Consider the following 13,142-nt stretch of genomic DNA (forward strand, 5'->3'; position numbering starts at 1 on the left):
TAATGTTGAATTACATCGATTTAACGTATTGAGAGTTGCCCCTAAACACAGCAACAAAGTGCATTTGGGGGCGAATAATTTACGATAGCGCTGCAGGAAAACTAATCACTTTTTCAAGTTTCATTTGCTCGGTTGCAATCATGAGTAACCGGTCAATCCCTAAGGCAATGCCCGAACATTCGGTCATATGCGGCAATGCTGCAAGCAGATATTCATCAATTGGCATGACATGTAAGCCCAATGATGCCCGCTCCGCATTATCTGCTGCAAATCGACTGCGCAATACCTCAGCATCAATCAGTTCATCATAGGCATTTGCTAGTTCTAAACCTTCAATGTATAGCTCAAAACGCGCCGCAACCAATTCACCATCATCATCCACGCGTGTTTTCGCTAAAGATGCCATTTCTGGTGGAAAGTCAGTTAAAAATACAGGTGTGTCAAAACCTAGACTTGGCTCCACAAAATGAGAAAATAATAAGTCGATATAACCCAATCGATCATCGCCTAAATCTAAACTCAAGCCCACACGACGACAGCAATCTTTCAAATCTTGCAGATTGGCTTGTAAGGGATTCAAATCAAGTCGATCCATAAAGGCATGTTTATAACTCAAAATGGTCGGTCTAAGCTCTCCAAAGCGCTGCTTTAAGGTCACATTGAGTAGATCTGTCACTTCAAACATCAAGTCTTTTAAGCTAAAACCGGGTCGATACCATTCCAACATGGTAAATTCGCTGTTGTGCTTACGCCCATGTTCATCATCTCGAAAGACTTTGCAGATTTGATAGATCGGACCACTACCACTTGCCAACAAACGTTTCATGGCAAATTCAGGCGAGGTCTGCAAGTAATGCGTCTGTTTTTGACCATTCACATGACGCTGTGCCTGCACCGAAGCCAAATGTACATCCGTCACACCTGCTTGCGATAAAACTGGTGTTTCAACTTCTAATACTTCACGATCTGCAAAAAAGTGCCGAATTTGTGCGTACATTTGTGCACGTGCACGAATGGCTTTTAAATCACATGTTGGCTGAAAGTTAATATCGCTCATGCCGCAGGGCCTCCATGTGCTGCCCATTCACGGCGTAGTGGATAGGTTTTACGCAAATAATCAAAGGCTTTCTGATCAACCTTTCCGTCCTTTAATGTTGCTCTTAAATTAGCATCATCACGGGCGATGTCATAAATTTCTGCTAGATGCAGTTTCAATACAGCCATTAATGGCTGACTGGCAAATAAGGCATCACAAACTGGTAGTTGCGTTTCAAAACGTTTTGTCGCGGTGTGATTGAATGTTTTGCAAAAAGCATCGTAGATCATTTGCGTACCCCGTGCTTTGCCTTCCAAGCTATAACCAGCAATATGCGGTGTTACGAGTGTGATTAACTTTAATAAGGCTTCTGATATTTCAGGCTCATGTTCAAATACATCTAAAACCACTTGGCGCTGTGTATTTTGAATATCCAACATTAAAGCAGCTTCTTTGACAACAGGCCCACGCGCTGAATTGATCAAAATTGCAGATGGTTTCATAGCTGTCAAAGCTTGTGAATCAATCAAATGATAAGTCGGATGTGCGCCAGTTTTAGTTAAAGGCACATGGCAACTGATTGCATCGGCTTGCGCAAGCAATTGTTCAAATTCTACTTTCACTATATGTTCACGTTGAACGAAAGGATCAAAACCAATGACATTCCAGCCTAAAAACCGCGCCATAGTCGCCAAACGCGAACCGACATTTCCTAGGCCGATAATACCAAGTGTAAATGTTGAATTAGCATCAATTAGTTCGGGTTTTAAATGCAATAGAGCCGTAATCACATATTCAGCTACAGCCTGTGCATTACAACCTGCAGCGTTCGACCATGCGATATCCTGTTGTTCCAGCGCTGAAATATCCAAATGGTCTGTGCCGATCGTTGCACTGCCAACAAATTTCAATGCGGTATTTTCAATTAGTGCGGAGTTCACTTTAGTGACGGAACGCACTAATAATGCCTCAGCATCAGCAACATCTGCATGCGTTAATGTCCGCCCTGCTGCATGTTGAATTTCTCCAAACTCAGCAAAAAAATAGTCGGTAAATGCGAGATTTTCATCTGCAACGATTTTCATAGTTCATCTCTTTATTCCACTGTGAACATGATAACGCGTTACATGTGACATGACTATTATTGAACGATTTAGATGAATAAGCCTGCACTGGGCTAAAGCGTAACTTTTATTGGCAATAATCGGCTAGTTGATCTTCAATTAAACTCAGTGCAGCTTGCCAAGCCGCCTGTATGATCGGCTCTGCCATCGGACTTTCAAATTGTTGAACGGTGTGTTCACACACTTGGGGATTCGGATAATGTAAATCACGACTCGAAAGCGCTTTCACTTGAATTTGACATGCGCGTTCTAAAAAATAAATCTCATGAAATGCACGTGCCACGCTATTTCCCGTCGCCAACAAACCATGATTACGTAAAATCATGCAGCGAAATTGCCCCATGTCTTGGACTAAACGCTCACGCTCATCCACTGAAAATGCAATTCCTTCATATTCATGGTAGGCAATGTTGTTATAAAACTTCAACGCATGTTGTGAAAGTGGTAATAAGCCTTGTGATTGGGCTGAAACTGCAACACCATCAGCCGTGTGTGTATGAATCACACAATTAATGTCTTCGCGTGCATGATGCAAAGCTGAATGAATCACAAATCCCGCCACATTCACCATTTTTCCCGCATCATAAGTTTCAATAATTTTTCCTTCATGATCGATTTTCACCAGATCTGAAGCTTTCATTTTATCAAATGTAATCCCATAACGATTGATCAGAAAATGCTGTGGTTCATGCGTCAAACGTAAACTGATATGCGTATCAATAAGATCCGTCATTTTATAATAGGCAATCAAGCGATAGAGAGCTGCGAGTTCACAGCGAGCCTGCCATTCCTGTTCATGCATGCCGTCTGGTCTAAGCATCATAAAAATCCTTTTTATAATCTTGGTTAAATTTATTTTTATTTACAGATCTTTTATAGCAAGTTGCAGCTGTGCTGTATATTCAGAAACATAAATGAAGAAAGTAGTAATAAAATTTACGGGCAATAAAAAACCCCAATTGTTAAATTGGGGTTTTTTGAATTTGGCGGAAGCGGTGAGATTCGAACTCACGGAGGACTCGCGCCCTCGTCGGTTTTCAAGACCGGTGCATTAAACCGCTCTGCCACGCTTCCATGGCCGCTATCATATAAATAAAAACTTTGAATGGCAAATATTTTTCCCTGTTTTTATTCAATTCACGCATCGTTCATACAAATTTTACGCAATTCTAAATATTAATTCGTGTTCCCACTCTCACATGCCAACATAACAGTTAAAATATTATCTATAAAAACTAGAACCAATTCACATTTTAAATTTTAATTTCGCTAAGAGATCAGATTCAAATTTTCTGCCAACATTCATATAGAGAATCTAAATATTTAATTAACTATATATTTTATTTAAATTTTTTAATTTTATTAAAAGAATATCCAGATGTATATACAAGTTAAAAAATTAAAAGTAAAATTGTATAATTAGTCTTAATTACCCGAGTGAACAATGGTTCAAATTAATCAAAATAATAAAAATGCTGATTTGACATTTGATGAAAATTCTCCGATCCCCATTTATATGCAAGTTAAACATTTAATTAACAACAATATTAGCAATGGGACCTGGACGGTAAACACAAAAATTCCTTCGGAAAGTGAGCTGGTCAAGTTACTTGGCTGTAGCCGAATGACTGTAAATCGAGCCCTAAGAGAATTAACAGCTGAAGGTGTTTTAGTTCGTGTACAAGGAATTGGTTCTTTTGTAGCCGAAGAAAAGCGTCATACTGCGCTTTTTGAAATTAATAATATTGCTGATGAAATAAAAGCGCGTAAACATAAACATCGCGCCCAAGTTCTAGTATTGGAAAGTTTAAAAGCCGATTTCACTCAAGCACAGACTATGCAAATACGTGAAGGCGAAACACTATTTCACTCCATTATTGTTCATTTTGAAAATGAAATTCCTGTGCAAATTGAAGAACGCTTGGTAAACGCAGCAATTATTCCAGATTATCTTGAGCAAGATTTTACTGAACTTACACCAAATGCTTATCTTATGTCACTTGCTCCAATGACTGAAGGTGAACATACCGTTAAAGCTATCTTAGCGTCAGCTCAAGAATGCAAATGGTTAAAAATCACTAAAACTGAACCTTGTTTATTTATTCAACGCCGAACTTGGGCGAAAAATAATGTTATTTCAAGTGCTCGATTGATCTATCCAGGTAGTCGTTATCAACTTGAAGGAAAATTCACTTCATGAAGATAAAAGTCTTCAACACTTCTGAATATTTGCGGATGCCTTGGAAAAATAAACAAGGTTATACATTACAACTGGCGTCTAGCCATTCCTCGCTGGAAAACTTTGATTGGCGTATATCCATTGCGGATGTAAATCAAAATAGCGCTTTTTCCAAATTTGACAATAAGTATAGATTAATTAGCTTATTAGAAGGTAAAGGATTTATTTTAGATAACCAGTTGACTCAAGATAAAGTCAATTTAAAGAAGAATGAAATTTATCATTTTTCAGGTGACGCATTCATTGCCTCTGAATTGATAGATGGTCCTATTCGTGACTTTAACCTGATCTATAATCCTACCCTATTCAATGCGACCATGAACTATCATTCAAAGGACTTGAATATTAGTGTAAAAGATAACTTAAAAATAATTTTTATTTTCAATGCAGACAAATCTGATTTGATAATTAAAGTAAATCTGACCGATTTTTGCTTAAAGGAATATGAACTATTAAAAGTTGAAACCGAAGATTTATCTCAGATTAATTTTCAAATTTCAGGAGATTACCTTTCGTATTACATTATTCAAATTCACTCGATGTATTAAGGATACAAAGTGCATAAATGAATGCACTTTGCTGAATCTATTTCAAAGCCTAAACAATTATTAGGTTTATCCAGGGAAAATCCCTCGCTCTTTTCTTGCAGTCAAAATCCGTTCACAAGCCAAAATATAAGCTGCTGTACGCAAGGTGCAATGGTTTAATGTAGCAGTGTTCCACACTTCATTCATTGCATTAACCATCAATGTATCCAGTTTTTGGTTAATTTCTTCTTCGGACCAAAAGAAACTTGAAATATCTTGAACCCACTCAAAATAACTCACAGTTATACCTCCAGCATTGCAAATCACATCAGGAACAATAGTTTTGCCACGCTCAATTAATATGTCATCTGCTTCTGGATAAGTTGGACCATTCGCTCCCTCTAAAATAATAGAAGCCGTAATTCTTTTAGCTCGATCTGATGTGATTTGACCTTCAAGTGCTGCTGGAATGACGATGTCAGTTTCTACATCCCAAAACTCTTCATTGCTCAATTCTGTAGAATACTGAAAGCCCGATACACCACCAAACTTTTTAATATATTCATTTAATTGAGGAATATCAATACCCTGATCATTAAAAATAGTTCCAGTATGATCTTGTATTGATACTATCTTAGCTTGTGACATATAAAAAAGTAATGCCGCTTCGCTACCAACATTGCCATAGCCTTGAATTGAAACTTTTGAATTTTTTAATTCCAACCCTATTTTTTTTGCTGCCTCTACACCACAGATATATACCCCACGACCTGTTGCTTTAATTCGGCCCAAAGATCCACCTAAATGTACAGGTTTACCTGTGACAACACCTGTAACCGTATACCCCTGACTTGATGAATACGTATCCATAATCCAGCCCATAACATGCTGATTGGTCCCAACATCTGGTGCAGGTATATCTTTTTGCGGGCCAATGATATGTCCAATTTCACTGGTATATCGCCGGGTAAGTCGTTCTAATTCTCTAGGAGATAAACTTGATGGATCTACACGTACCCCACCTTTTGCACCACCAAATGGCAAGTTTAATACTGCAGATTTAATCGTCATCCAGGCAGACAGCCCCATAACTTCATTTAAATCTACATCTGGATGAAAACGAATTCCTCCTTTACCCGGACCACGCGAAAGATTATGTTGCACACGAAATCCTTCAAAATGACGAATTGATCCATCATCCATCACAATCGGCACATCAACAATCAAAGCGCGTTTTGGTCGTTTTAGCGTGTTGATATAATCTTTTAGATGCTCCAAATAAGGTGCAACTCGATCAACTTGCGCTAAATATGTCTGCCAAGCACCTGAACTTCCATTTAAATAACTCAATTCATTCATTGAGTATGACTCCCTAAGATTTATTTCTTATTTAAAAATGTAGTTAAAAATGATGTAAGCTGCTAATTTCGCAGTATGTTGATCTATGTCATAACGTGGATTACATTCAGCAATATCCAGTAATCGAATTTTCCCAGATGAGTGGATAAAACTAAAAAGTTCATCGAAACACGCTACATCTATTCCCCTGACAGCAGGAGCGCTCACACCGGGTGCAATTGCAGCAGAAAAAACATCTAAATCGACTGTCACATATAAAATGTCTACTCGATCTATAAAATTCTTTATTGTGCTCAATACTTGTGAACTAGAAGGTTGTCTTAATTCGTTATCGTAAATGTATGTGCAATTTAATCGATCTGCAGTTGAAAATAACTCTTTGGTATTGGAATGTCGTGCTACGCCCAAGCACAAATAATTAAAGTTTTGATTAAATTCTTGACTCAGTTTTGCTGCTTGTAAAAACGGCGTGCCTGATGTTGCAACACTGTGATTACGCAAATCAAAATGTGCATCAAAATTTATAATCCCGATTGTTTTATGAGGTTCATTTTTTTGAACAAAATCAAAAAGACCTTTAAAACTGCCATAAGCAACTTCATGCCCTCCGCCTAAAACAATCGGCGCATGACCACTTTCTAGTAGATCGACTAACTCAGCAGATAAAAGTGTTTGTGCTTGTTCTAAATCGCCGTTGAGACAAAAAATATTACCTCGATCGTGCAAAGCAACTTCATGCACTATAGGCAAACTTGCCAATTGCTTTCGTATTAAATCAGGAGCTTCAGCCGCACCCACACGTCCAAAATTTCGATTAACCCCCTCATCTGAACAAAAGCCGACGAGTGTATAGGTGGGTACGACCATGTCAAAGCAATTGCTTTGATTCATAATTTGATGAATTCTTAATTGTGATGGATCACTGCCATCACATCTTCCAGTCCAAATAAAGTTGTTTTCCATAACTTATATGCTCGAATAAACTGTAATTTTAAAAAATGATTCGAAACTTTATTTCATTAGAATTTGCGCTCTTGGCCTTGATAGATCGTGCGTTTATCAAGATCACCGCCGAGCCAATAGGTAATTTCAGATGGATGTTGAATATCCCATGCTACAAAATCTGCAACTTTACCAACTTCAAGACTACCGTGAGTTTGACCGAGCCCTAATGCATGTGCAGCATGAATAGTTACACCTGCTAAAGCCTGTTCAGGATTCAGTTTAAATAATGTACTGCCCATATTCATGATTAAGCGAAGTGACAAAGCTGGTGAAGTTCCGGGATTTAAATCTGTAGATAAGGCAATTCGAACATTATGCTTTTGCAATGCTGCAATATTGGGGTGTTTGGTTTCTCTCAAAAAATAAAATGCACCTGGCAATAGCACAGCTACAGTGCCAGATTTAGCCATTGCTTCGGCATCACTTTCAGTCAAATATTCCAAATGATCTGCGGATAACGCTTTGTATTGTGCAGCTAATGTTGAGCCGTGCAATTCTGATAATTGTTCTGCATGAATTTTGACAGGAATATTTAGTTTCTGAGCTACCTGAAATACTTTTTCAACTTGAGCTGGTGAAAATGCCAAATGTTCACAAAATGCATCTACCGCATCAACCAATCCCTCAGATATCAGTTGAGGAAGTAAAGTCTCACAAATAAATTCTATATATGCATCACTATCATTCTTATATTGATTCGGTAAAGCATGTGCAGCTAAACATGTACTCTTAATAGTTACAGGCAAAATGGCTGAAATTTGCCGTATAACACGTAGCATTTTTCTTTCATTTTCTAAATCCAATCCATAACCAGACTTAATTTCTAATGTGGTCACGCCTTCTCTAAGCAAGTTACTTATGCGTTTGATCGCCAGTTCACGCAATTGAATTTCTGAAGTCTCACGTGTAGCTTTAACTGTACTTGCGATTCCGCCACCTTGTGCAGCAATCATCTCATAAGATACACCTTTCAACCGTTGCTCAAATTCGACACTACGATTACCGCCAAACACACTATGCGTATGACAATCTATTAAGCCCGGTGTGACCCAAAATCCATCTAAATCCACGTTGATGGCATTTAAATTTTTAGGTAAATCTGCAACTGATCCGATCCACTCAATTTTACCCAGATGAGTCACAATAGCAGCATCTTCAATGACTGAATATTGAGCATCTACCATTGTTGCAATGTGACAATTTTGCCAGACCGTTTTCATTCAAATCATCCTGATTTATAAAGATTAAAGATTAATTGAATTAAAAAGAGGTTATTCACTTGCATGAATAACCTCTTAATTTGTTCTTAAACCATAGGTAGATTTAAGTTTTGCTCTTTCGCACAATCAATCGCAATTTGATAACCTGCATCTGCATGACGCATTACACCAGTCGCCGGATCATTGGTGAGTACGCGCAAAATACGCTCATCTGCTTCTGCTGAACCATCACATACAATAACTACGCCTGAGTGTTGAGAGAAGCCCATACCCACACCACCACCATGATGTAATGATACCCATGTTGCACCACTAGCAGTATTTAACAGAGCATTCAGTAATGGCCAATCTGACACTGTATCTGAACCGTCCTGCATGGCTTCAGTTTCACGGTTAGGGCTAGCTACAGAGCCTGAATCTAAGTGATCTCGACCGATAACAATCGGTGCTTTTACCACACCTTGACGCACCATTTCGTTAAAAGCTAAACCAAGTTTTGCACGCTGACCTAAACCTACCCAACAAATACGTGCCGGTAAACCTTGGAAGCTAATACGCTCTTTAGCCATATCTAACCAATGGTGTAAATGATCATCATCAGGAATGAGTTCTTTCACTTTTTCATCAGTACGGTAAATATCTTCTGCATCGCCCGATAGCGCAACCCAGCGGAATGGACCAATACCACGACAGAATAATGGACGTACATAAGCGGGAACAAAGCCTGGGAAATCAAAAGCGTTTGCTACGCCTTCTTCTTTTGCCATTTGACGAATATTATTACCATAGTCAAATGTAGGGACACCTTGTTGTTGGAAAGCAAGCATGGCTTTTACATGTTCAGCCATAGATTGTTTAGCGGCTTTCACTACATCTGCAGGTTGTGATTTAGCTTTTTCACGGTATTCATCCCATGTCCAACCCACAGGTAAATATCCATTCAATGGATCGTGTGCACTTGTTTGGTCTGTAACCATGTCTGGACGAACACCACGGCGTACCATTTCAGGTAAAATTTCCGCAGCATTTCCGCAAAGTGCAATTGAAATTGCTTTACCTTCTGCCGTGTATTTTTCAATACGAGCCAAAGCATCGTCGAGATCAGTGGCTTGTTCGTCTACATAACGCGTACGTAAACGGAAATCAATACGTGACTGCTGGCATTCAATATTTAAAGAACATGCCCCAGCTAAAGTTGCCGCAAGTGGTTGAGCTCCACCCATACCACCCAGACCTGCTGTAACAACCCAACGGCCTTTTAGACTGCCATTATAATGCTGACGACCTGCTTCAACGAAGGTTTCAAAAGTTCCCTGTACAATGCCTTGACTACCAATATAAATCCAAGAACCAGCGGTCATTTGACCATACATCGCCAATCCTTTCGCATCTAATTCATTAAAGTGTTCCCAATTTGCCCAGTGAGGAACAATATTCGAATTGGCAATTAAAACACGAGGTGCATCTTTGTGCGTTTTAAACACACCGACTGGTTTACCTGATTGAACAAGCAATGTTTCATCATTTTCTAATTCTTTAAGTGTTTCAACAATTTTGTCAAAGCATTCCCAGTTTCGTGCGGCACGACCAATACCACCGTAGACCACTAATTCTTTTGGATTCTCAGCAACATCTGGGTCTAAATTGTTCATTAACATGCGTAAAGGTGCTTCCGTTAACCAACTTTTAGCATTGAGTTCTGTACCACGTGGCGCACGAATTTCGACATCACGAAACTTAGTAGCATTTGCTGAATTAGTCATTGAATCGACTCCTTTCTATTGACTATAAATAATTATCTTTAATGTATGTACTTGTATATACATTTATATACCAATCATTTTGCCTTATGCAATAGTTAATTTTAAAAATATTAAAAAATTAAACCTAAGATATTGTTTATATTATTTAAATTAAATTTAGAACAAAAAAAAAGAGGCAATATATGCCTCTTTAAATAACAATAGATGTATAGACTGAAATACTATTAACCCAATATAACTGCTCGTGAAATAATCAGTTTTTGAATCTCTGAAGTTCCCTCAAATATTCTTAAAATACGCGCATCCCTTACAAATCTCTCTAAAGGTAAGTCTCGGATAAAGCCATAACCTCCATGTAATTGCAAAGCGTTGTCCGTTATGAATGCACACGCTTCCGAAGCAAATAGTTTTGCTGTAGCTGACTCCAAACTATATCGTTCACGAAAATCGCGTGCATATGCAGCCTTTAACGTTAATAGCTCTGCGGCTTCATATTGCGTATACATTTCAGCAATTTTCCATTGGGTATTCTGATATGACGACAACGGTTTGCCACCAATCATGCGCTCTTTTACCCATAGTAGAGAATACTCGATTGCAGCTTGGCTAATACCTAACGCCATTGCAGCTACTTCTACACGACCACGATCTAATACTTCCATTGCGGTATTAAATCCGTTGCCCTCCAGCCCCATCAAAGCTGACTCTGGTACCCAACAGTCAAATGAAACCTCATAAATATGGCTGCCTTTAAGTCCCATGGTTTTTTCAGGATTTGAAAAACTAACCCCTTCTGTACCCTTCGGAATAATAAAAGCACTTATCCCTTTATGCTTTAATTCTTCATTGGTTTTGGCATATAGCACGATAAAATCAGCTTCTGCTGCATTGGTAATATAATGTTTGGTTCCTTTAATTTTCCATCCATTATTTTCTCTTTTAGCTTTTGTAAGCATTCCAGCTGGATTCGAACCTGCGGCAGGCTCTGTTAAACCAAATGCACCAAGTAAGGTTCCATCGGCACAACGTGGTAAATATTCTTGCTTTTGCGCTTCGGTAGCACCAATTAAAATTGAGTCTGTCGCAAGAAAATGAGCTGTTAACGTTGAGGCTGTAGAAGCACATCCTGCTGTCACTTGGGCTACGACATTACTCATTGCAATACTTGAAATACCTAAACCACCATATTCTTCAGGTAAATTGATGCCCATAAACCCTAAATCACCAAGTGCTTTTAGACTATCTACGCAAAAGTTTTCAGCCTCATCATATTTTTGCGCATTTTCCTTGAGTACATTACGAGATACATCTGTCGCAATATCAACAATGGCTTGTTCTGTTTCATTCATTGAAAAATTCATTTTCATCTCCTTATGATATTAATTGGTTCTATATTTATTGTTTGATACACCTAACTTAGGTGATGGCTGGGTAACGTGTGGTTTGACGCCATTGAAAAATACAGGTTGAGGAACTATTGGGATATCCGAACCCTCAACTGCAACAAATAGTTCACGCGCTTTCGACTGCTCACTATTCACTGAACTTTCTAAGTTCCACACTGGTGCCGCTGGAATACCTTGATTTAGCAATAGTTCACATGCATCATCAACAGAGTATTCACTAAGCCAATTTTCCATTTCTTGTTTAAGTTTCGACTCATTTTTTGTACGTAGTGGATCAGTTTTAAATAGTTCACTATTGATCAAATCGTCTCGTGACATTGCACTGCATAATTTTGCAAATAATTTATCATTCGCCACTGCAATGACCATTAATCCATCTTTGGCTTTATAAGTATCAAAAGGTGTCGATACAGGGTGTCGATTACCCACAATCGTAGGCGCTTTTTTATTGGCAAATAAATTTGCCAGTCCTGTCATTTGCATGCTGAGCATAACGTCAAACATCGCAACATCTATGTGTTGGGCCTGAGCGCCACGCTCTCTTGCAAATAACGCACTGCTAATTGCCCAAGCAGCATATGTACCCGCAAATATATCGCCAATAGATTCACCCACTCTAGTCGGTCCAGTTTCGGGGAAACCAGTCACACTCATTAATCCAGACATTGCTTGCACAGTAATATCGTAAGCCGGAAACTGTGATAAAGGTCCTTGTTGACCAAATCCGGAAATACTTGCGTAAATAATTTTAGGATTAATCGCTTTCGCAGTATCAAAATCAACTTTAAGACGTTTAGCTACGCCTGGTCTGTAGTTCTCAACAATTACATCGCTTTGAGCAACGAGTTCATAAAAAATTTGTAAATCATTTTCATTTTTTAGATCAAGTTCTAAGCTGTCTTTACCTCGATTAATCAAATCAAAGTAAACACTCTCCCCATTTTTGAAAGGACCAAGATGACGACTATCATCACCATGCATTGGTGTCTCGACTTTTAGGACATGCGCACCAATATCCCCAAGTAGTGCTGTACAGTGTGGACCAGCCAATACTCGACTCAAATCCAAAATTTTGATACCCGCAAGTGGCGGGTTAAAACTATTAGGCATTATTTCTTCCTTAAATCTTATGACATAAATACATATATATACTTGTATATACAATTAAATTATTAATGTAAACTCATTTTTCTAAAAAAAACATAACACCTTGTTTAACGTAGATTTATTTTTTAAAAATATTTTTAAACATTTTATCTTTTAATAAAACATAAAGTTCTTAAATTTTTATTTATATTATTTTTCAATACTTTATTTTTATTTTTATATTATTGTAGTTTTAACTATTGCTTTTGGTTTTTTGCTCAGGTTATTTTATAAACAAGTTAATTGTATATACATGTTTACTCATGTTTAACAACTTATTGCTTGAAAAATGCTAGTCCATATCACATAAATATATT

The 13,142-nt window shown here is 38.1% G+C and carries 11 protein-coding genes and 1 tRNA gene; 2 read left to right on the plus strand and 10 right to left on the minus strand.

Going from position 1 to position 13,142, the window contains the following annotated elements; all coding sequences use genetic code 11:
- Positions 1–79: 79 nt before the first annotated feature.
- From epmA to B9T33_RS13080, 4 genes are all read right to left on the minus strand, one after another.
- Positions 80–1,057 carry an EF-P lysine aminoacylase EpmA gene (gene epmA / locus B9T33_RS13065; RefSeq protein ID WP_086179345.1) on the minus strand — a complete coding sequence of 326 codons (978 nt, stop codon included), beginning with the start codon at positions 1,055–1,057 and terminating at the stop codon, positions 80–82.
- Positions 1,054–2,121, minus strand: coding sequence for a 4-phosphoerythronate dehydrogenase (locus tag B9T33_RS13070; protein WP_086179346.1), 1,068 nt, complete (start codon positions 2,119–2,121; stop codon positions 1,054–1,056). Before B9T33_RS13070 ends, epmA begins: the two co-directional genes overlap by 4 nt.
- A gap of 106 nt (positions 2,122–2,227) precedes the next feature.
- The gene (locus B9T33_RS13075) at positions 2,228–2,980 is read right to left on the minus strand and encodes a class II aldolase/adducin family protein (protein ID WP_086179347.1); all 753 of its coding nucleotides are present in this window, start codon (positions 2,978–2,980) and stop codon (positions 2,228–2,230) included.
- A 164-nt stretch (positions 2,981–3,144) separates the two neighbouring features.
- Positions 3,145–3,234 (minus strand) — tRNA-Ser (locus B9T33_RS13080).
- A gap of 370 nt (positions 3,235–3,604) precedes the next feature.
- Between B9T33_RS13080 and hutC the strand changes: the two genes are divergently transcribed.
- Both hutC and B9T33_RS13090 read left to right on the plus strand, forming a co-directional pair.
- Positions 3,605–4,360: a histidine utilization repressor gene (gene hutC / locus B9T33_RS13085; RefSeq protein WP_086179348.1), complete on the plus strand. Its 756-nt coding sequence runs from the start codon at positions 3,605–3,607 to the stop codon at positions 4,358–4,360.
- On the plus strand, positions 4,357–4,947 hold the full coding sequence (locus tag B9T33_RS13090; RefSeq protein WP_086179349.1) for a HutD family protein: 591 nt from the start codon (positions 4,357–4,359) through the stop codon (positions 4,945–4,947). The genes hutC and B9T33_RS13090 overlap by 4 nt, the downstream gene beginning before the upstream one ends.
- A gap of 66 nt (positions 4,948–5,013) precedes the next feature.
- On the opposite strand, the gene B9T33_RS13095 is transcribed toward B9T33_RS13090, so the two are convergent.
- From B9T33_RS13095 to B9T33_RS13120, 6 genes are all read right to left on the minus strand, one after another.
- A complete protein-coding gene (locus tag B9T33_RS13095; RefSeq protein WP_086179350.1) occupies positions 5,014–6,285 on the minus strand; it encodes a Glu/Leu/Phe/Val family dehydrogenase in 1,272 nt (423 codons plus the stop codon).
- Positions 6,286–6,312: 27 nt separating this feature from the next.
- On the minus strand, positions 6,313–7,248 hold the full coding sequence (gene hutG, locus B9T33_RS13100; protein WP_086179351.1) for a formimidoylglutamase: 936 nt from the start codon (positions 7,246–7,248) through the stop codon (positions 6,313–6,315).
- A 56-nt stretch (positions 7,249–7,304) separates the two neighbouring features.
- Positions 7,305–8,510, minus strand: coding sequence for an imidazolonepropionase (gene hutI / locus B9T33_RS13105; RefSeq protein ID WP_086179352.1), 1,206 nt, complete (start codon positions 8,508–8,510; stop codon positions 7,305–7,307).
- Between the two features lie 86 nt (positions 8,511–8,596).
- Complete coding sequence (hutU, locus tag B9T33_RS13110) at positions 8,597–10,273, minus strand: urocanate hydratase (protein ID WP_086179353.1); 1,677 nt, start codon at positions 10,271–10,273, stop codon at positions 8,597–8,599.
- Positions 10,274–10,497: 224 nt separating this feature from the next.
- Positions 10,498–11,634, minus strand: coding sequence for an acyl-CoA dehydrogenase family protein (locus B9T33_RS13115; RefSeq protein WP_086179354.1), 1,137 nt, complete (start codon positions 11,632–11,634; stop codon positions 10,498–10,500).
- Between the two features lie 18 nt (positions 11,635–11,652).
- Positions 11,653–12,789 carry a CaiB/BaiF CoA transferase family protein gene (locus B9T33_RS13120; protein ID WP_086179355.1) on the minus strand — a complete coding sequence of 379 codons (1,137 nt, stop codon included), beginning with the start codon at positions 12,787–12,789 and terminating at the stop codon, positions 11,653–11,655.
- Positions 12,790–13,142: the final 353 nt, after the last annotated feature.

The organism is Acinetobacter sp. ANC 5054, assembly GCF_002135295.1.
In the GTDB taxonomy this organism is placed as follows: domain Bacteria; phylum Pseudomonadota; class Gammaproteobacteria; order Pseudomonadales; family Moraxellaceae; genus Acinetobacter.